The organism is Bacillus sp. NEAU-CP5 (assembly GCF_026420705.1).
GTDB classification, from domain to species: domain Bacteria; phylum Bacillota; class Bacilli; order Bacillales; family Bacillaceae; genus Bacillus; species Bacillus velezensis.
This window is the reverse complement of the sequence record NZ_JAPMOV010000004.1, coordinates 97,230-116,091: the sequence shown is the minus strand read 5'-3', so window position 1 is coordinate 116,091 and position 18,862 is coordinate 97,230. Positions and strand designations below refer to the sequence as shown.

Sequence of the window (18,862 nt, the reverse complement as noted above, 5' to 3'; positions counted from 1 at the left end):
AGGCCCATCGTGCGGGCCTCTTTTCATGACAGCTTTTTGCTCATGATGACATCCGTCTCCAGAAATCCGGTCTTCTCATACAGCTTCCGCGCCGTTTCGTTATGAGCGAACACATGGAGAGAAATCTTGCGGACACCCAGGTCTTTGGCTTTGTCCTCCAGCCTTGCGAGTGCCTCTTTCGCATAGCCTTTGCCGCGGAAAGGCGGATGAAGGCCGAAATCATAAATAAATGCGTCCTGCTGCGGGTGGTCCGGATCGGCGTGCAGCCACAGCCAGCCGGCATTTTCCTTTCCGTCCAATGTCAGCGTCCATAAATAGTGATCGGCTGTCTCCAAACCGTCAGGAAGCAGGTCTTCAAACGCCAGCTCCGCTAATTCCGGTGCTTCGTCAGGCAGCCACGTTCCCGCTTTTACCTTTTCTTCAGCGTAATGCTTGGTTGAATGGGCGAGATAGGACTGAAATTCTTGTCCTGTCATCGGCTGCAGTGTGATAGCCATTGAATCACTCCTTACAAAACACAGACTGAAAGCGGTATCATGCAGTATTATCCGAAGGCTCCGTTTTCCGCCGGTTTTATGATTTGTTCGGCTTGTGCCGTTGAACCAGTTTGCGCAAATAATCCAATCGAAATGAGACTTGCCAAAGCTGCTGAGAGTACAATGAATTTACATGTTTTCATTACGAATCCCCTCCGTTAATCTCAAAATTTGGTCATTGGCATCAATTGATTCCTGAAAATACTTCGCCGCCAGTTTGTAATTCTCCTGTTTTTTAAAATGCGCCGCGGCTTGATATGACAAATCGGAAACGTCACTCCACAGCTCTTTCCTTCTTAACTCGGCGAAAGCTGATTCAAGCGCTTCTTCATTGTGGTCAATAAAGACATGCTGTAAGATGCGCAGCTTTTGGGTGTATACGGGCTCGTTTTTTTCTTCAGCGGCATTCAGCGCTTTATGCAGCCAAAACCGGCCCTCATCCATCTGTTCCTGTTTCAATAACACTCTGGCCAGCATGTACAGACTCCGCACCGAATATGCTGATTGCAAATGCTCCTTTTGATCGAGAGCCGTTTCAAACTCGATCCGCGCCTCCTCAAGCTTTTCCTGTCTTTCATAGCAAATGCCTGCGTTAAAGTGGGCGAGCGCCTCAATATGCGGATCGCCCGCTTTGGCGGCTTGATGAACCGCCGTCTGCAGGAGCTCTTCGGCTTTCTGATAGTGAAACAAGTCCATTCTGTTACAGCCGATCACCATTAAACACTGTGCTTCTCTGACCGCGTACATTTCATTGGCTTTGTAGATCTCCAACGCTTTTTCCGCGTGGTTCATCGCAAAGTAGTTTTGGCGGATTTCATAATAGGCAATCGCCACTTGATAATTAAACTCGGCTCTTTCAATCTCATTCGGTATGTGCCGGAGCCTGCTTTCAGCAATCCGGTAAAAATTAATGGCGTTCATAAACCGTTTACGGTAAAACTCGTGCATTCCGGAAAAGAAATAATAATAGTATTGAATCATCTGGTCTGTTTTTTCTTTATCGGCGTTCAGCTGGATCGTTTTTAAAATGCCGTCTGTTTTCTCATACTCTTCCATCAAAAGCTTATAGCGGGAATCAATTAAATTAAAATAAAGGAGCACCGTTTGATTTTGTGTCATATTTTGCAGATCCGTAAGCAGTTGTTCTCTTAACGCCTCAGCCGATTCAGTGTTGTGCTTTTTGATTTCCTCATACCAGTCACTGATTTTTTTCGCAACTGTTTCGTGGGCCATCACTTCAGCCATCTGTCAGGACACCTCCCTTTCCCATTTTGTGTAATAAATATATCATATTTACAGGTCTAAAAAGAGGGTGACAGCCCGCTAGTTTCCTCGTGGCAACAAAAAAACCCCCGCAAGTGCGGAGGCGTATATTTTATAATAGTTTTTTTCCCAACAAAGATTCCACCAGCTCGACCGCTGTTTTGCCGGTTTTGTTTTTGTGATCGAGGATCGGGTTGACTTCGACAAATTCAGCTGAAGTGATGATGTCCGCATCATACAGCATTTCCATTGCCAAGTGGCTTTCACGGTAGCTGATGCCGCCGACGACAGGCGTGCCTACGCCGGGTGCGTCGCTCGGATCAAGGCCGTCGAGGTCAAGGCTGAGGTGAACGCCGTCACAGTCTGACAGGTAGTCAATGGTTTCTTCAATCACCTTGGTCATGCCGAGGCGGTCAATCTCATGCATCGTATAGACCTTCATGCCTGTTTCCTTAATGTATTCACGCTCGCCTTCATCAAGCGATCTCGCGCCGATGATGACGACGTTCTCCGGCTTGATTTTCGGGGCATACCCGCCCAGATTTACCAGCGTGTCGTGCCCGACGCCAAGGCTGACGGCCAGCGGCATTCCGTGAATATTGCCTGACGGCGATGTTTCCAGGGTGTTTAAGTCGCCATGCGCGTCGTACCAGATGACGCCGAGCTGTTTATAGTGCTTTGCCGTTCCTGTCAGCGTTCCGATCGCGATGCTGTGATCGCCGCCCAAGACGAGAGGGAACCGCTCATTCTCAATGACGCTGTCCACCTTTTGGGCGAGCTGCTCGTTCCCCGAGAGCACAGAGTTCAGATTTTTCAGCTCTTCATCATTTTTGAGTTTTTCACGATTGACGGGGATGTCGCCTAAGTCTTCCACCGCATACCCCATGTCAGATAACCGTTCAATGAGATGCGCGTAGCGGATGGCGCTCGGGCCCATGTCCACTCCGCGTCGTGCTTGTCCTAAATCCATCGGCATTCCAATAACTGAGATATTCTTGTTCATCCGTTTTTCCACCTCAACATGTTGTATGTTGTCCTGTGCGGGTTTCTCAAAGATGACTTGGACACGAAAAGATTTAAAGCTCTATCTGTTTTTCTGACTGCTTACGCTTTTTTACATACAGATGATAAACGATAACGCACACCGCCATGAACGGGATGCCGCAATAAAGGGCGAGCCGCTGTTCTGAATCAAATGCGAGGCTGATCAGAACAACCGTATTTAACGTCAGCCCGATAATAGGCAGCACCGGGTACAGCGGTGTTTTAAACTTCAGGTCTTCCACTTTGCCGCCTTCGCGGATGTATTTCCGTCTGAACATCAGCTGCGACAGGGAAATCGTAATCCAGCCGACCTGCGCGCTTAGTCCGGCTAATGATAAGAGAAACATATAAACGACTTCCGGCGCAGCCACCTTAGACAGCAGGGACAGGCAGGCGACGGCCAGCGTCACGATCAGAGCGTTCATCGGCACGCCGCGTTTATTTATTTTGCCGAGCGATTTAAAAGCTTGTCCTTCGTTCGCCATGGCATATAGGATACGCGTCGATGCAAACAGGCCTGAGTTGGCCACTGAGAGCAGCGCAATTAAGATAACAAAGTTCATAATATCGGCCGCATATGGAATACCGATTTGTTCAAACACCACGACAAACGGGCTTTCGACCACTCCCGCCTGCTTCCACGGAATCATCCCGGCAATGACGATGATGGAGAGAACGAAAAAGACAAGCGTTCTCCATACCGTCTGCCGGATAGAGCGCGGAATCGTTTTCTCGGGATTTTCACTTTCTCCCGCGGCAACCCCGATCAGCTCCGTTCCCTGGAACGCGAAGTTTACGGTAATCATCGTAATAAGCATAGCCTTAATACCGTTCGGAAACAATCCATCCTCATAAAAATGAGAGAAGAAAGGAGCCTGCTCGCCGTGTTTCATGTCAATCAGGCCGAACATGGCGGCGCCGCCCAAAATAATAAACAGCAGAATGACTAAAATTTTAATACCGGAAAACCAAAATTCCGACTCAGCGAACGCTTTTGTGGTAATGGCGTTCAAAAGAAACATCAGTCCGACAAACACGAGGCACCACACCCATACGGGAACATGCGGAAACCAGCGGAGCATCAATTGTCCCGCAGATAAAAACTCAATGGCGCATGTTACCGCCCAGCCGAGCCAGTACAGCCAGCCGAATGCGAAACCGAAAGCGGGGCTGATGAATTTGGTTGCGTAAGTCTGAAACGACCCTGATACAGGAAGGGCAACCGCAAGCTCGCCTAAGCAGAGCATTGTCAAAAACATAATAAAACCGCCGACCAGATAAGACAGAACCGCGCCCAGCGGTCCCGCCTGGTTAATTGTAAATCCGGTACTCAGGAAAAACCCGGTGCCGATCACTCCGCCCAAAGAAATCATAAACAAATGGCGTGATTTCATTGTGCGCTGAAGCTGATTCGCTTTTTGATTTGTATTCACTATTCTGCACCCCTTCAGCAACTTGTATTGGAACCAAGCCGGTGCTTTGAAACCGATTTGCTGTCCAAAGAGCCTCTATTTGTATATGAATGTTATATGAAATTCATTTTCGTACATAAAGATACATTATACTAAAATACTGTCGCCGCGCAAATAGAGTGTGCTGAATTTTTTATTTGTAAATTCCATACAAGCCGAGGGAAAGCATTGCCGCATCAAGCTTTTACGCGTTTTGAAGCACGTTTGTGATCTTTTGGATCGCCCAGTCCAAGTCTTCCTTGGAAATCATTAACGGCGGTGCAAAACGGATCACGGTATCATGTGTTTCTTTGCATAAAAGCCCTTCGCCTTTCAGCTTTTCACAGTACGGGCGGGCCGCTTCTGTCAGTTCAACGCCGATAAACAGGCCGCGACCGCGCACGTCTTTTATGATCGGGTTATCAATTTTCTCAAGCTCTTCTTTAAAATAACGGCCAAGCTGAAGGGAACGCTCTGCCAGCCCTTCTTCCTCAAGGACTTCAAGAGATGCGAGCGATACCGCGCAAGCGAGCGGGTTTCCGCCGAATGTCGAGCCGTGGGAACCCGGGTTAAACACGCCGAGAATGTCACGGTTCGCCGCGATGCACGAAATCGGGAAGACGCCCCCGCCGAGCGCTTTGCCTAAGATGAACATATCCGGTACGATATTTTCCCAGTCAACCGCGAATGTTTTCCCTGTGCGGCCGAGTCCCGTCTGAATTTCATCAGCGATCAGAAGTACATTTTCTTCCTTACAAATGGCGGCCGCTTCTTGTAAAAATCCTTCCGGCGGAATGACGATGCCCGCTTCTCCCTGAATCGGTTCGAATAAGAAAGCGGCTGTGTTCGGCGTGATCGCCCGGCGCAGCGCTTCTGCGTCTCCGTATGGAATTAATTTTATACCCGGAAGCATAGGTCCGAAACCGCGTTTATACTCATCTTCTGAAGAAAGGGATACCGCAAGCATCGTTCTGCCGTGGAAGTTGCCGATACACGCAATGATTTCCGCCTGATTATCCGCTACTCCTTTGACCTCATATGCCCAGCGTCTCGCCGCTTTGACAGCGGATTCAACGGCTTCCGCCCCCGTATTCATCGGCAGAATCATATCTTTTCCGGTCAGCTTGGCTGTTTTCTCATAAAACGGACCGAGCTGATCATTATGGAACGCGCGTGACGTCAGAGTGATTTTATCCGCCTGATCCTTCAGCGCCTGAATGATCTTCGGATGTCTGTGCCCCTGGTTCACCGCAGAATAAGCACTCAGCATATCCATATATTGATTACCTTCAGGGTCTTTTACCCAAACACCCTGCGCTTCGGAAATAACAATCGGCAGAGGATGATAGTTGTTCGCGCCGTAATGTGAAGTTTGGCTGATAATTTCTTGAGATTTTGTGAAAGCTGACATAATCTGATTCCCCCTTGTTTTGTAATCATTCAACATTAGATCTTGCTTTCCCTTTTTATAAAGCAAGTTCCGTGCCAATCCGAAAAAACGGGATGTTTCGCCAGCATTCTTTCTTTTCCCGCAAAATTTTCCGGCAGTTTGCGTGCAAACTTCAGCCAAGCGCAAAATTTTTTTGCGTTTCCCGCTGACAAAATAGGAGCAATCCAATTAGATTGCTCCTACTCAACAATTATTTATTCAATTGTCTCTGATATACAATGTAAGAATATAGTAAAGATAATATGATACAGCCGATTGCAGCCACGAAAATGACTGACACTCTATACACCGGCGGCAAAAAAGCTGCAAGCATCATGAGCATACCCGCTAAGACAAAAAGTTTTGAACTAACCCTGTGTGTATCCTTCCAAACTCTTTCACTGCTCAGCGTCCAAGGTGTTCTTATCCCTAAAAAGAAATTGGGCTTAACGATCTGAATGAAGTTTCCAAACACCATGAAAATGACTCCCACTATAAAGTTTCCTAAATAAGATATAGGGAGATCATATCCCAGGCCGGTCAAGATGGTCATCAGATTAATGACAAACAGAACCGCAAACATTGTATTAAATATAGCCATATATGGCCGGATAAATGTTTTGTAGTTATTTTTAGGATCAATCTTAGGGATGATAACCATTAAAATATATAGAATAATCATGATGCCAATAAGCATCATCATCGCATTAGCTTTCGTTTGGTAATCATTTGCACTTCCGTTTAATCCCCAGTGTGTCGCCAAATTGTCCGGTAAAGATGAATATGTGCAAACCCATGTGAAAACAGTTAAAACTATGATTCCTGCCGAAAAGAGATATTTTTTCATGATTCCCCGCCTTTCTTATTATCATGTTCTGAATCAGTCAGAGAAAAGAACCAGCCTATAAGATCCTGTAATACAGTGGTATTTAATGAATACATAATAAATTGGCCTTTCCTCTCATCGTGAACCAAATCAGTATTTTTCAATATGGTAAGGTGATGAGAAATACTGGGTTTTGACATATCGAAGTGTTCCGCAATTTCTCCAGCGGTCATGTCTTGTTTCTTTAATAAATCCAAAATTCTTCTCCTTGTAGGATCGGCCAGTGCTTTAAAAGCTTTATTCAAAAACTTTCCCCCTCTCATACATACATGATTTAGATATTTAAGTATATATCTAAATATCAACCATTTCCCTAAAAAAGTCAATGGTTTTATTACCTTAATTTCCATTTATTTTTAAACATCGTCCAAGCGCAAAATTTTTTTGCGTTTCCCGTTCGATTTATTTTAAAATAATGAATGTTAAGACGATTGAGAGGGGGAATTGACCTGCACACAACCAGCGAATTTTACACACTCGTGTTACAAAGCATTCTGGAAGAGATTGATGTCGGGCTGCATGTGGTGGACGAAAAGGGCAGCACCGTCATTTACAATAAGAAAATGATGCAGATTGAAGATATGGATGAACGGGACGTCCTGCATAAAAACCTGACTGATGTATTTATGTTTTCCAATCAGCAGGACAGCACGCTCGTTCAGGCCCTTCAAGAAGGCAAAACGATTAAAAACGTGAAGCAAAGCTATTTCAATAACAAAGGCCAGGAAATCACGACGATCAACCACACCTTCCCGATTGTGCAAAACGGCGAGATCAAGGGAGCCGTGGAAATCGCCAAGGACGTCACCAAGCTCGAACGGCTGATCAGGGAGAACATGCACAGGAAAGAACAGAACAGCTACACGTTTGACAGTATTCTCGGCAACAGCCCGGTCATTCGGGAAGTCATCGAAAACGCAAAACGGGCAACCCGCACATCATCATCGGTGCTTTTGGCCGGCGAGACGGGAACGGGCAAGGAACTGTTCGCCCAAAGCATTCATAACGGCAGCCAGCGCTCAGGCGCCCCGTTCATCTCACAAAACTGCGCCGCCCTGCCGGATAGCCTGGTCGAAAGTATTTTATTCGGCACGAAAAAAGGCGCCTTTACCGGAGCCATCGACCAGCCCGGGTTATTTGAGCAGGCGCAGGGAGGCACCCTGCTCCTTGATGAGATCAACTCGCTCAATCTCAGCCTGCAGGCAAAACTGCTCCGCGCCCTTCAGGAAAAGAAAATCAGGCGCATCGGATCAGCGCAGGACAAACCGATTGACGTCCGCATCATCGCCACGATGAATGAAGACCCGATCACCGCCATTTCAGAAGAGCGGCTGCGCAAAGATTTATACTACCGTTTAAGCGTTGTCACGTTGATCATTCCCCCGCTCCGGGAGCGCAAGGAGGATATTCTGCCTCTGGCCGAAGTCTTTATCCAGAAAAACAATCACCTGTTCCAAATGCATGTCGATTCGATCAGTGACGATGTGCAGCGATTCTTCTTGGAATATGACTGGCCGGGCAACATTCGCGAACTTGAACATATGATTGAAGGCGCCATGAACTTTATGACGGATGAAACGACGATTACGGCGGCCCACCTGCCTTATCAATACCGCATGAAAATCAAACCGGCTGACACGGAAACCAAAGCCGCCGCAAGCACCCAGCCCGGCACCGATTTAAAAGACAAAATGGAAAACTTCGAAAAATACATGATCGAAAAAACCCTGAGAAAACACGGCAATAACATATCCAAAACGGCAAACGAGCTCGGAATCAGCAGACAGAGCCTGCAATACCGCCTGAAAAAATTCGGTCTGGACCGGATGAAATGAATCCATACAAAAAAAGGCTGAGATGCTCCTCAGCCTTTCGTTTATATCTGATTGGCAAGCCGCTCTCCGGTAAACCAAAAGTTCTCACTCACTGCCAATGTATGTTCCGTATTCTCGACTTGATGCCACCAATGGCGCGGCGCGTAAATGATTTCTCCCGCCTTTTGTCTGAAGCGGATCGGAGACGCCTTTTGCGCCAGCGGTTTTTGCTCTATATCTTTTTCATCAAAGACATTGATATTTCCTTCGTACAAATAAGGAGAGTCGTCCGGATGATAGAAAATCCATTCCTTCTCCCCGAAAATGACGCCGTTCCACGCGTGCGTGCTGTTAAAATCCTGATGCAGCGGCGTGCCTGTCTGCTTAGAACCGAGAAAGAACCATTTCCAGTCCCGTCCCGTTTCTTCATCCGCTCTCAATGTGTCTTTTGTAAAATACTCGGGTGCGGAATAGACAAGGTCTAAGTCATTTTGGTTCAGCTGCGTAAAATTCCAGTCACAGTACCATTTGTCATCATTCTGATCAATGTACTCGATATAGTTGGAAAGCTTTACTTGTTTAAACGTTTTGACCCCTTCGATATCTGATTTCCGGATGGTGACCATTCTGTCTCCATAGTGTTCGTCAATGTATTCAAGCGTCCACGGCCTGCATTCCCAGTGATCCATTGCCCCCGTCAAAATAAAAGGTTTCTTATCAGCATACTCGCTTACAAAAAGATCGTACGATAACTCATTGATTGTCAGTCTGTCAATGGTCATATCCATTCCCCTTTTATTCGGCAATCTGCCGTTTTTTTTGTTTGGCGTAACTGTATGGACCTGAAAAGATGGTGACGTTTTGATTCTCAAGCCAGAAAATCTTGTTGAACTTCTCCAGCAGGTTTCTGTCGTGAGAAACGCAGATGATGGTGCCTTGAAACTGCATCAGGCTGTTTTCGAGAATTTCCTGAGATTCAATATCCAAGTGGTTGGTCGGCTCATCCAGGATCAGGACATTCAGCTTTTTTTCCATTAAGATGGACAGCTTCAGCCTGATTCTCTCACCGCCCGACAGGACGGAAAGTTTTTTAAAGACCGACGACCCGTAAAATCCGTACTTGGCCAGCATATTCCGGGCCATGCCCTCTTCAGTCAGCAGATTTTCTTTAAAGAATTGCAGAATCGTCTGACTCGAATCTCCGACTTGGCTCTTTTGATCAATGTAGCCTATCTTAAGATTTTCCCCCACTTTAATGGTGCCGTCCGACAGTTCTCTTTCCCCGATGATACAGCGGATCAGCGTTGTTTTGCCGACGCCGTTTCTGCCGACGACGCCGATTCTGTCTTTATGCTTTATTCGCAGATTCACATTTTGATATAAAAGGGAAGATCCGTTGGCCACCTTTCCGTTTTCAATGAACACAATATCTTTTGAACCGGCGCCCGCTTCCTGAAATGCGTTTTTTAATTTTTGCTCCGTCCGGACCGGCTTATTGATCAGCTCGATCCTTTTCAGCGCCTTTTCCATATTATTCGCGCGTCTGTGCAGGCTGACAGACGGCGGATTCGAGCGGTTGGCCCAATCTCTCAGCTGGGCGATGGATTCCTTCATCTTCTGTATTTTTCTCTGCTGTTCTTCATATTTCTCAAACTGGGCGATGATGAATTCTTCCCGCTTTTTCAGGTATTCGCTGAAACCGTAAGGCCAAATCTTCACCTCAGTATCATCAATCTCGAGCACCTTCATCGCCGTTTGGTCGGCAAACGTTTTATCGTGGGTCGTAAACAGAATGGTTTTGTTCGATTTTTTAATAAACCCTTCAAGCCACTCAATCGCATGAACATCCAAATGGTTGGTCGGCTCGTCCAGCAGTATAATGTCGTCGTTGCGGATTAAAATTTCGGCAAGGCCGGCTTTTGTTTTTTCGCCGCCGCTCAGCTTTGAAAACGGCTGATCCTTTAATTCGCTGAGGCTGAGCCCGTTGCATACCTCGTCAATCATCGCATGCATCTGGTAGCCGTTGTTCCGCTCAAATGTTTCCGTGTATTGACTGTACTTTTCCAATAAAGCAGTCAGCTCGTCATCACTCATCGGTTCCGAAAGCTTCAGCTCAATGGCCTTCATTTCCTTCTGGATCGCCGCGAGAGCTTCAAACGATTTTTCCAGATATTGATACAATGTCAGATCCTCATGGGGATCAGCGATCTGCTTCAGCAAACCGACCTTCGCCCCTTTGTTGATCGCAATCGTTCCTTCATCCGCCTCAAGCTCCCCGGAAAGCACCCTGAACAGCGTGCTTTTGCCGGAACCGTTCGGCCCGGCCACAAGCACTTTTTCGCCTTCATTGATGAAAAAAGAAACTTGTTTGAAAATGGTATCTCCCGCTAAATTTACCGTAAGATTATGAATATTCAGCAATTCACATCATCCCTTTGTCATTCTGGTTCAAAGCTCGACTTTATTCTGGATGGCGACGCTCGCTTTCAGTTTGTAAAAGCTGAGCATCATAAACAGCGACAATAAGATGGATAATACCCCGATTGCGGTCAGCAGCAAAGCTGAATCAAAATAGTCCGTTAAGAATCCGATAAACGGAAAGGCAATGAACATGAAGAGCGAGGTCATCAAACTGATAATGGACAGCAGCGTGGCTCTCGTTCTGGACGGAATCTCATTATTCACCACCTGACTGGATACGGGTTCTATCACATCATAGAGCGCGTTGATGACGACAAAAGCTGCAATCGTCACGTACAGGCTGCCCGAAGGTATAAACAGATAGGCCGCCCCGATGATGCAGAATGTCAGCAGAAGCACGCGCCTCGGCGTGAATTTTTCCGCCGGCTTTGAAGAAAAGATGGAGCACAGCGCCTGCAAGATGGACAGTCCCGCAAAAATAATGGATATATTGCGCACGGACAGCCCTTCCTGACTTAACAAATCTTGTCCGTACATATAAAAAACCGATGTAATCGCAAAGAAAACAGACAGTGACAGCACCAGATATTTAAAGGCTTTGTTCAGCCTGAAGAAATCTTTGACTTCTTTTAAGATGTCCCCGACCGTCTGCGTTTCGTGTTCACTGTTTTCAAATTTGATTTCCGTCAGCTGTGTAATGACCGCCATCGCAATCAGCTGAGTCACAATCCCGGCGATAAACACATACGACCATGATATTTCCTGCAAGTAGCCGCCGATGCCCATGGCGATCGCAAGACCGAGTATGACAAGTCCGTTATAATTTCCGATGGATTTGCCGTACCACTTTTCTTTCCCTTGTTCTTTCAGTGAATCAAACAAAAAGGCGTGATCCGTTCCTGATATAAACGTCAGCCCGATACCGTATATAATATGGGCGATGAAGAGGGCGATGAAGTTATGGAAGCTCAGGAACATCACCAAATAGACAATGACCATAAAATGGCCGAGCAAGAGCGATTTTTTTCTCCCGATTCTGTCCGAGATGACGCCGCTCGGCACTTCCGCCAGAAACATCGCCAAATTCAGGACCGATTGCAGGATGCCCACTAGAAACAATGAATAATTCATGCTTGTTAAATATAAAATCCAAATTCCCCGTTCGAAAAAGAAGTTTCCGAAAAAACCGGAGAAGTAAAGCAAATTTCGATTCCGCAAATGAATACCCCTTTCCAGCTATCTGCATTTAACATCATGAACAGAAAGGAGCCCGTCAGTCTTCACACTAAAACCCTCTATACATGGATCTTGCAGATACAGACTTTTCCCAAAACAAATTGGGCAATAATGAGTTGTATTCTCGAATAACCCAAAAAGTTCCTTCTTTTTTTCAGATCCTATGGCATCAATGATCGTTTTTTTCTTCCCCGGATCGCTGATGTCGCGGATGAAATATTTGATATAGCTCAGCTCATGCATGTAAGCCGGCAGGAACAAATGGAGCTCAATATCAAACCCGCTTTTATCCATATGGTAATAATCATTGAAATGACTGACGCGGGAGACGGATACGTCCGCTCCGGCCCGCCGAAACAATTCAGCCAGCCTTTCAATGATCTCTCCGTTGGGATAATAATCGGCATAAACGATTCGGATCGGCTCTTCTTTTGTCAAAAGGGTCGGATCTTTCTTCGGTGTCCGCCCGCTTTCCCAGATACCGATCAGTGAATCAGTCGGTGTGATAATATGCCCCAAATCCCCGGCCAGCTTTTGTTTATCAAAATAATGCTGAATGAAAGTTCTCAGCATGCCGTCCTTTACCTTGAAGGTAAATAACATCGGCAAATGATTTTCTTTAAAATCAGCATACTGCCGATACCTCATGTTGGAATGATGAAACTGGGTGTGGCAGGTCACGTCCGTTTGATTCGCTTCGTACAGCCCGATGCTTTTTTCCAGATCATCATTCAAAATAAATTGGATGATCTGAACGGTGCGGTGATCCGCGGGCGTCATTTTATATTGCGGATTCCGCTCAAATTCCAGCCCTTTCTCAAACGTACGCTTGAATCGGTACGGGCCGTTTTCCGGCACATCACCCCCGGCGGTTCCCGGAATCAGAAAGCTGCTCTGCAAAACGGCTTCTATTTCATCAGACGGCTCGTCCAAGGTGACTTCAAATCGTTTTTCACCCGTTACGTTCACCCCGAGCTGATCGGAAGAGACGAGGCCTTTTACATACGGAACGGCCTGTTTTATGTTCAGGAAACTGCCGAGATGGGGACTTTGGTTTTCTTTCGTCAGATGATAGATGATCGTTTGAACCACACCCTCGGCGTCACCTAAATAGTCCGGGTGAATGTCCACCTGACAGGTGCGGCGATCTTTGCGGATGATTCGGCAGTTATAGCCGTCCTGCAGGCTTTCATACATAATGCTGCAAATCATCTTGCTTGTGTAATCCTGCGTATCTAATGGGTTCAAGCGTATCGGGCTTGTGTCGATTTCTATTTTCAGAGGGTCGCCCGGTTTTCTCGCCGTACGATGCATCGTCTTCATAAAGCGCTTTCCTTTTGAGAAAGCTTCGTTTCTGTAATATGAAGGCCGTCAAAGTCCAAGCCGATGCGGGTATTCAGGGATTTCGGGCTTCCGCCTGCAAGGTATGTGATAATGTCATGAGACATAAACGAGGATATAATACCGTTTGTCGCCCCTAAAGAACCTTTGATCGGTTCATCGGGGTAACAGTTCAGAAGTCCGGCCGGCATGCTTTTTTCATAGGTGACGCCGGATTGATAGGATTCAGGCGTGAGCAGAGGCCCCCATTGGCCGCTGAAGCTGCCGACACCCCCGGTCATAAACGCGATATTCCGCTGCTTACAATACTGATAAACCCATTCAGAAATGTTATGGGGTTTGTCAGCGGCATTTATGACGATATCAATTTCGTACGGATCTAACACACGCAGGTCCTGCGGCTGTGTCATTTCCTGATGGTAAAGTGCTGCGTCCGCATGGGGATTGATACCCGCAATATAATCTCTGCATTCTGAGATCTTTAATTTGCCTACAGAAGATTTATTATAGACGAATTGTCTGTTCAGGTTATGTACTGATACGGCATCGAAATCAATGAGAATAAAATGCTGGATGCCCGCCGCCAAAAGGTTTTGAAGAATGATCGTTCCGACGCCCCCCAGACCCACGATCGCTGCCCTGCTGCCGTCTAACCTGTTTTGGATCAGATTGGGGTTTTGGTTGTATTTCTCAAAATGGTACAGCTGCTTTTCAGTGATGCAGCCTTCACGGCCGTTTTGCCATGGCTCTATTAAAGCATCCAATTTCATTAACGCATCGAAAAACCGGTTTCCCGCTTCCTCTCCCAGAAGATCAGAAAGCTCTTGTTTTTCACAGCCGGTGATCAGCCGTTCAACCGCCTCTTTGATCTCACTCGTATGCCCAAGCTTAATCGCCTTTCGATATTGAATGATAATATGCGCCGTGTAGGTCAGCACCTGCACGCTGTCTTTAAACTTCCAGCGCTTACAGTCCGTTGACATCATGACATACCCCCTGAAAGATAATAACTCCCCAATGAGGGGAGTCACGGCTTTACTAGCAACGCTGCACCAAGCTTGCTGTTTCTGTATCAAGATCAAGTTCTTCAATCTTCATCAGTACACACCCCCTTTACCAATAACTAGATATTATCATCAATATTGGAAAAGGACAAGTTATTTTTTGAAAATTTAGAATTTATATATAAATTGTGATATTTCTTCCGGCATCCCGGTTTATCCCGGCAGCCGGATGATGAACACGGAGCCTTTTCCCTGCTCACTTTTCACTTCAATTGTTCCGTTATGGCTGTCGATAATGGTTTTTGTAATGGCAAGACCCAGCCCCGTGCCGCCGGATTGACGGGATCGGGAGGTTTCCGCCCTGTAAAACCGGTCAAACAAATGAGGCACATGCTCCGGAGTGATTCCCGTTCCGTTATCCGCAATCATCAGCATGATTCCTCCGTCTTTCTGCAGGGAGACGGTGATGACACCCATGTCTTCATCCGTATGCTGCACCGCATTGTAAAAGAGATTGAGAATGGCCTGCTTCATTTTGTCTTTGTCAAAAACAGCTTCTATCTTTTGATCGACAAAGAACTCGAGTTTCCGGTTTCTCGCGAGCAGCTTCAGCTCAGCCTCCATTTCCAAAATGACGTCTCCCAATGCCCCTTTTTTCATTTCAAAGCTCGGCTCCCGGTCAATCTTCGCGAGAAACAAAAGATCCTTTATCAGTTTATTCGCCCTGACGGATTCCGCGTACATGCTTTGAAGCGCTTTTTCTTTCTGCTCCGGCTTTTCCGCCGCCCCGCGCATTAAAATTTCGATAAAGCCGTGAATGGAGGTAAGCGGCGTTCTCAGCTCATGTGATGCGTCTGATACAAACTGCCGGATACGCTCCTTCGCTTCTTTTTCCGCCTGAAACGCGGTTTCAATCCGTTCCAGCATCTGATTGATGGAGATGCCCAATGACTCAATTTCGGCCTGCTTCCTATCAATCGGCAGCCGTTTATCGAGACTGCCGGCATGAATGTCACCCATCATATGCACAATGCGGGACAGCGGCTTGAGTGTGAGCCGGATCACCGGCAAAAAAACAAACAGTCCGATGACCAAAGCCGCAAAGGAAAGCATCGCGAAAATGCTGATCTGGCGGAAAAGCGAATCATTCAGAGGCTGGGTCAGCGTGCTCATCTGCACAACTCCCGCCTGCCTTCCGTCAACGGAAATCGCCTGAAACACGACGATGATTTCCTCACCCGCCTTATTGTGAGCCACCTGATAGTGAAGCGCCATTGTATCTGTCAGCGCATCCCGATACACGTTTTTCGGAAAAGAAGGAGCGGCCCCCGCGTGCGGGTCTTCTGATAAAACTGACATCTTGTATGATTGATTGATAAAAGCAACCGTCACCCCGGGGTAAATCACCTTCGGATGAGCCGGTGTTTCGGAACGGGCAAGGGTTTTGATTGACCTCCATACGCTTTGATCCATTGAATTGATATCACTCTGAATGCTGATCGCCTGATTTTCATACATCGTCCGTTTCATCAACATGTACTGTGTGCCGCCGATGAAACATAACAGCAAGGTCAACATCGCCAATGATCTGAACAGGAGCTGGAACCGCAGGGTTCTGTAAAGCCGTTTCATGCCAGATCCACCCTGTACCCGGCGCCCCGAACCGTGCGAATCACCTTGTGCTCTTTGTCCTTCAGCTTTTCGCGCAAAGAACGGATGTATGCCTCGAGGATATTGTCTTCCCCGAGGACCGTTCCGTGATGAAGCCCCATCGTTAAAGAATCAATGAGTGCAGACTCGCCGTCTGCACTCAGCAGCTTGATGCCTTTCAACTTATTCATGATGCAGTCTCTCCTTAGATGTATCAGCCTGTGTTTATTTTTTTCGCTTCCCCTTCTATTATTCGCTTTTATCTGAAACAAAACGAAAGCTAAGCTGAATTGGTGAAAGTAAACGCTCAAAACGGAACTATCTGCAAATCATAATCAATAAGCTGCCGCTTCAATTCAGCACCAGTCTGTTTCAATTACAAAGTTCTAAGGTCATGTCTGCCCTTTTCTAAACATACCCATTTTCAACTGAACGTGTTGAGATCCGCGTTCAGTTCTTTTTTATGGCTTCTGAAAAAAGGCATAAAAAAAGCGCCCCCGAAAAAGGACGTTTGATATGACGTGTTTCATTTTCTTAAATTCTGCATTCTAAAATAATTCTTCCTTCACATTCACCCTCGATTTCATTCAATACGATGATCACATCAGCCGTTTTCATGTGTTTCACCTCCCCGCTTCACAATAGTATAATATTAGCAAATAAATCAATAAAAAACAGCCCGGACATCCGGGCTGTTTTTTATTTCTGTAATCGATCCGCTTCTGTCAGTTTGACTTCCGCTGTTTTTTTCTTTCCCGAACGGTAGAACGTGATGTTCACACGGTCGCCGATCTTTTTGCGATACAGGCGCTCGCGGAGATCCACAACGTCATTGACCTTATGTCCGTCGAATCCAGTGATCACGTCGAGCTTTTTCAAACCCGCTTTTCCGGCCGGTGAAAACGCGTCGACACCCATAATGACCGCCCCGGTTTTAACGCCTTTCGGGAGTTTCAGCGTCTGGCTCCAATGGTAGCTCGCAATATCCGTTAAGGATTTCATCTCAATACCGAGGAAAGGCCGTCGGACTTCTCCGTATTTTTCTAAATCCTGAATAACGGGAATGACAAGCTTTGACGGAATGGACAGGCCGATTCCTTCAACGGCGGATTCAGCGATCTTCATTGAGTTGATGCCGACCACCTTGCCCGATATATTCATCAAAGCGCCGCCGCTGTTGCCGGGATTAATCGCGGCGTCGGTCTGCAGCACTTCGGCATTCCAATCCGGATGTCCGTCGCCGTTTGAGTCAACGGGCACCGCTCTTTCCGTGCCTGAAATGATCCCCTGTGTCACTGATCCCGCAAATTCAAGTCCGAGCGGATTTCCGATCGCAATGACCGGTTCTCCGACTTTGACTTGATCAGAATTGCCGAACTGGGCGGCCGATTTGATTTTATCAGACTTCACCTTCAGTACCGCGAGATCCATCAGACGGTCGCTCCCGATCAGCTCAGCAGGCACGCGCGAGCCATCCTTCAGGCTGATCTCAATCTCAGTCGCACCTTCAATGACATGGTGATTGGTTACGATATAAGATGTGTTTCCGTTCTTTTTGTAAATGACGCCCGAACCGCTTCCCGCTTCGCCGCCCTCTCCCCAAATATCGGTCTTTTGGATATTGAGAACGCCGACTACCGAATCCGATACACGGCTGACCATATTCGTGACAGCGTCATTGACATTTACGTTGACTGTTTTCACCTGTTCGCTGCCGAGACGCTGGCTGGTGCTTTTGCTGCTGTCTCCATGGTCTCCGCCTGTCCAGTACGGCAGCAGGAAAGCCATGAGCGCGGCCCCGACGATGACGCCGATCAGACTTGATAGAAAGTATCCTCTCTTGCTGCGGCGGGGCTGTTCGGAGGCGTACTGTTCATCATCGCGATTATAATCCACCCTATCTCAAATCCTTTCAAGAGTACTCGATTTGCTTATAGTGTGGGTCAGATCGCGGATTAATAATCATGATTCATTTGGAAAAATTACACGGCGCACAGCGGCGTCGGAATTTTCGGATCGGTATCAAATAACTGAAACGTTTCCCCGGCGACAAATCCTTTCGCAGCCAATGTCTGCTGCACGGACATTCTCGCCAGTTCCTTCATATTGTTGTCTTGGCTCAGATGCGCCAAATAGATGCGCGATGTGCCGTCGCCGATGACATCAGTCATGGCGAGCGCCGCATCTTCATTCGAGACGTGGCCGACATCGCTTAAAATCCGCCGCTTAATGCTCCAAGGGTATCTGCCCATTTGCAGCATGCCGACGTCATGGTTGCTTTCAAACACAAACACATTGGCCGAACGGATGATGCCTTTCATTCTGTCGCTCACATATCCGGTGTCCGTCATCAGCGCGAGCTTTCTGCCTTGGTAGTGGAAAACGTAAAACATCGGCTCGGCCGCGTCATGAGAGACGCCGAATGACTCAACATCAAGCCCGCCGAAAGATTTCACGCTTTCCATCGGGAACAAAAACTTTTGTCCGGTATCCAGCTTGCCGATCTGATTCTCCATCGCTTTCCACGTCTTTTCATTGGCGTAGACGGGTAGACCGTACTTTCTCGCAATGACGCCGAGCCCTTTAATATGGTCGCTGTGCTCGTGAGTGACAAAGATGCCGTCGACGTCGTCTATCTTACGGCCGATTCTCTCCATCAGCCCGTCCATCGCTTTACCACTCAGGCCGGCATCCACCAGAAAAGAGTGCTCCTCTGTCTCCAGATAAAACGCGTTTCCGGTACTCCCGCTCGCAAGCACGCTAAATTGCAAGCCCATTGTGTCTCAC

18 protein-coding genes are annotated in these 18,862 nt (G+C 47.2%); 1 reads left to right on the top strand and 17 read right to left on the bottom strand.

Going from position 1 to position 18,862, the window contains the following annotated elements; genetic code table 11:
* Positions 1 to 23: 23 nt before the first annotated feature.
* The 8 genes from OTK50_RS13370 to OTK50_RS13335 form a co-directional block, all read right to left on the bottom strand.
* Entirely contained in the window at positions 24 to 497 is a 474-nt protein-coding gene (locus tag OTK50_RS13370) for a GNAT family N-acetyltransferase (RefSeq protein WP_022554029.1), read from the bottom strand.
* A gap of 47 nt (positions 498 to 544) precedes the next feature.
* Positions 545 to 679 carry a hypothetical protein gene (locus OTK50_RS13365; protein ID WP_007407881.1) on the bottom strand — a complete coding sequence of 45 codons (135 nt, stop codon included), beginning with the start codon at positions 677 to 679 and terminating at the stop codon, positions 545 to 547.
* Positions 666 to 1,781 (bottom strand): aspartate phosphatase, encoded by a 1,116-nt coding sequence (locus OTK50_RS13360; RefSeq protein WP_038464530.1) that lies wholly within the window; start codon positions 1,779 to 1,781, stop codon positions 666 to 668. The genes OTK50_RS13365 and OTK50_RS13360 overlap by 14 nt, the downstream gene beginning before the upstream one ends.
* A gap of 130 nt (positions 1,782 to 1,911) precedes the next feature.
* Positions 1,912 to 2,802 carry an arginase gene (gene rocF / locus OTK50_RS13355; protein WP_007407883.1) on the bottom strand — a complete coding sequence of 297 codons (891 nt, stop codon included), beginning with the start codon at positions 2,800 to 2,802 and terminating at the stop codon, positions 1,912 to 1,914.
* Between the two features lie 73 nt (positions 2,803 to 2,875).
* On the bottom strand, positions 2,876 to 4,276 hold the full coding sequence (locus OTK50_RS13350) for an amino acid permease (RefSeq protein WP_239033896.1): 1,401 nt from the start codon (positions 4,274 to 4,276) through the stop codon (positions 2,876 to 2,878).
* Positions 4,277 to 4,499: 223 nt separating this feature from the next.
* Positions 4,500 to 5,705 carry an ornithine--oxo-acid transaminase gene (locus OTK50_RS13345; RefSeq protein ID WP_004393130.1) on the bottom strand — a complete coding sequence of 402 codons (1,206 nt, stop codon included), beginning with the start codon at positions 5,703 to 5,705 and terminating at the stop codon, positions 4,500 to 4,502.
* A gap of 229 nt (positions 5,706 to 5,934) precedes the next feature.
* Positions 5,935 to 6,570 (bottom strand): SdpI family protein, encoded by a 636-nt coding sequence (locus tag OTK50_RS13340; RefSeq protein ID WP_038460524.1) that lies wholly within the window; start codon positions 6,568 to 6,570, stop codon positions 5,935 to 5,937.
* Positions 6,567 to 6,854 (bottom strand): autorepressor SdpR family transcription factor, encoded by a 288-nt coding sequence (locus tag OTK50_RS13335; RefSeq protein ID WP_015240946.1) that lies wholly within the window; start codon positions 6,852 to 6,854, stop codon positions 6,567 to 6,569. Before OTK50_RS13335 ends, OTK50_RS13340 begins: the two co-directional genes overlap by 4 nt.
* Before the next feature lie 174 nt (positions 6,855 to 7,028).
* Here OTK50_RS13335 and OTK50_RS13330 point away from each other — a divergent pair, with 174 nt between their 5' ends.
* The gene (locus OTK50_RS13330; protein ID WP_050556574.1) at positions 7,029 to 8,444 is read left to right on the top strand and encodes a sigma-54 interaction domain-containing protein; all 1,416 of its coding nucleotides are present in this window, start codon (positions 7,029 to 7,031) and stop codon (positions 8,442 to 8,444) included.
* Positions 8,445 to 8,485: 41 nt separating this feature from the next.
* Here the strand turns inward: OTK50_RS13330 and OTK50_RS13325 are convergent, their stop codons facing one another.
* The 9 genes from OTK50_RS13325 to OTK50_RS13285 all read right to left on the bottom strand — a co-directional run bounded on the left by OTK50_RS13325 (position 8,486) and on the right by OTK50_RS13285 (position 18,852).
* Entirely contained in the window at positions 8,486 to 9,205 is a 720-nt protein-coding gene (locus tag OTK50_RS13325) for a cupin-like domain-containing protein (protein ID WP_004393125.1), read from the bottom strand.
* Between the two features lie 13 nt (positions 9,206 to 9,218).
* Positions 9,219 to 10,844: an ABC-F family ATP-binding cassette domain-containing protein gene (locus OTK50_RS13320; RefSeq protein WP_070082649.1), complete on the bottom strand. Its 1,626-nt coding sequence runs from the start codon at positions 10,842 to 10,844 to the stop codon at positions 9,219 to 9,221.
* Positions 10,845 to 10,871: 27 nt separating this feature from the next.
* Positions 10,872 to 12,062, bottom strand: a complete 1,191-nt coding sequence (locus tag OTK50_RS13315; RefSeq protein ID WP_014306161.1) for an MFS transporter — start codon at positions 12,060 to 12,062, stop codon at positions 10,872 to 10,874.
* 18 nt (positions 12,063 to 12,080) lie between these two features.
* Entirely contained in the window at positions 12,081 to 13,403 is a 1,323-nt protein-coding gene (locus OTK50_RS13310) for an ABC transporter substrate-binding protein (protein ID WP_266121903.1), read from the bottom strand.
* Complete coding sequence (locus tag OTK50_RS13305; RefSeq protein WP_146275939.1) at positions 13,400 to 14,407, bottom strand: ThiF family adenylyltransferase; 1,008 nt, start codon at positions 14,405 to 14,407, stop codon at positions 13,400 to 13,402. Before OTK50_RS13305 ends, OTK50_RS13310 begins: the two co-directional genes overlap by 4 nt.
* A 231-nt stretch (positions 14,408 to 14,638) precedes the next feature.
* Positions 14,639 to 16,057 carry a sensor histidine kinase gene (locus OTK50_RS13300; protein WP_266121902.1) on the bottom strand — a complete coding sequence of 473 codons (1,419 nt, stop codon included), beginning with the start codon at positions 16,055 to 16,057 and terminating at the stop codon, positions 14,639 to 14,641.
* Complete coding sequence (locus tag OTK50_RS13295; RefSeq protein WP_266121901.1) at positions 16,054 to 16,266, bottom strand: winged helix-turn-helix domain-containing protein; 213 nt, start codon at positions 16,264 to 16,266, stop codon at positions 16,054 to 16,056. Before OTK50_RS13295 ends, OTK50_RS13300 begins: the two co-directional genes overlap by 4 nt.
* 508 nt (positions 16,267 to 16,774) lie before the next feature.
* Entirely contained in the window at positions 16,775 to 17,971 is a 1,197-nt protein-coding gene (locus tag OTK50_RS13290; protein ID WP_071392522.1) for a S1C family serine protease, read from the bottom strand.
* 86 nt (positions 17,972 to 18,057) lie between these two features.
* Positions 18,058 to 18,852 carry an MBL fold metallo-hydrolase gene (locus tag OTK50_RS13285; RefSeq protein ID WP_004393110.1) on the bottom strand — a complete coding sequence of 265 codons (795 nt, stop codon included), beginning with the start codon at positions 18,850 to 18,852 and terminating at the stop codon, positions 18,058 to 18,060.
* Positions 18,853 to 18,862 lie beyond the last annotated feature (10 nt).

Excerpts from the sequence above, each read along its gene's own strand:
- rocF (WP_007407883.1), bottom strand. The coding sequence starts at position 2,802 with ATGAACAAGAATATCTCAGTTATTGGAATGCCGATGGATTTAGGACAA.
- OTK50_RS13305 (WP_146275939.1), bottom strand. The coding sequence starts at position 14,407 with ATGATGTCAACGGACTGTAAGCGCTGGAAGTTTAAAGACAGCGTGCAG.
- OTK50_RS13360 (WP_038464530.1), bottom strand. The coding sequence starts at position 1,781 with ATGGCTGAAGTGATGGCCCACGAAACAGTTGCGAAAAAAATCAGTGAC.
- OTK50_RS13310 (WP_266121903.1), bottom strand. The coding sequence starts at position 13,403 with ATGAAGACGATGCATCGTACGGCGAGAAAACCGGGCGACCCTCTGAAA.
- OTK50_RS13325 (WP_004393125.1), bottom strand. The coding sequence starts at position 9,205 with ATGACCATTGACAGACTGACAATCAATGAGTTATCGTACGATCTTTTT.
- OTK50_RS13295 (WP_266121901.1), bottom strand. The coding sequence starts at position 16,266 with ATGAATAAGTTGAAAGGCATCAAGCTGCTGAGTGCAGACGGCGAGTCT.
- OTK50_RS13330 (WP_050556574.1), top strand. The coding sequence starts at position 7,029 with ATGTTAAGACGATTGAGAGGGGGAATTGACCTGCACACAACCAGCGAA.
- OTK50_RS13300 (WP_266121902.1), bottom strand. The coding sequence starts at position 16,057 with ATGAAACGGCTTTACAGAACCCTGCGGTTCCAGCTCCTGTTCAGATCA.
- OTK50_RS13370 (WP_022554029.1), bottom strand. The coding sequence starts at position 497 with ATGGCTATCACACTGCAGCCGATGACAGGACAAGAATTTCAGTCCTAT.
- OTK50_RS13340 (WP_038460524.1), bottom strand. The coding sequence starts at position 6,570 with ATGAAAAAATATCTCTTTTCGGCAGGAATCATAGTTTTAACTGTTTTC.
- OTK50_RS13345 (WP_004393130.1), bottom strand. The coding sequence starts at position 5,705 with ATGTCAGCTTTCACAAAATCTCAAGAAATTATCAGCCAAACTTCACAT.
- OTK50_RS13285 (WP_004393110.1), bottom strand. The coding sequence starts at position 18,852 with ATGGGCTTGCAATTTAGCGTGCTTGCGAGCGGGAGTACCGGAAACGCG.
- OTK50_RS13365 (WP_007407881.1), bottom strand. The coding sequence starts at position 679 with ATGAAAACATGTAAATTCATTGTACTCTCAGCAGCTTTGGCAAGTCTC.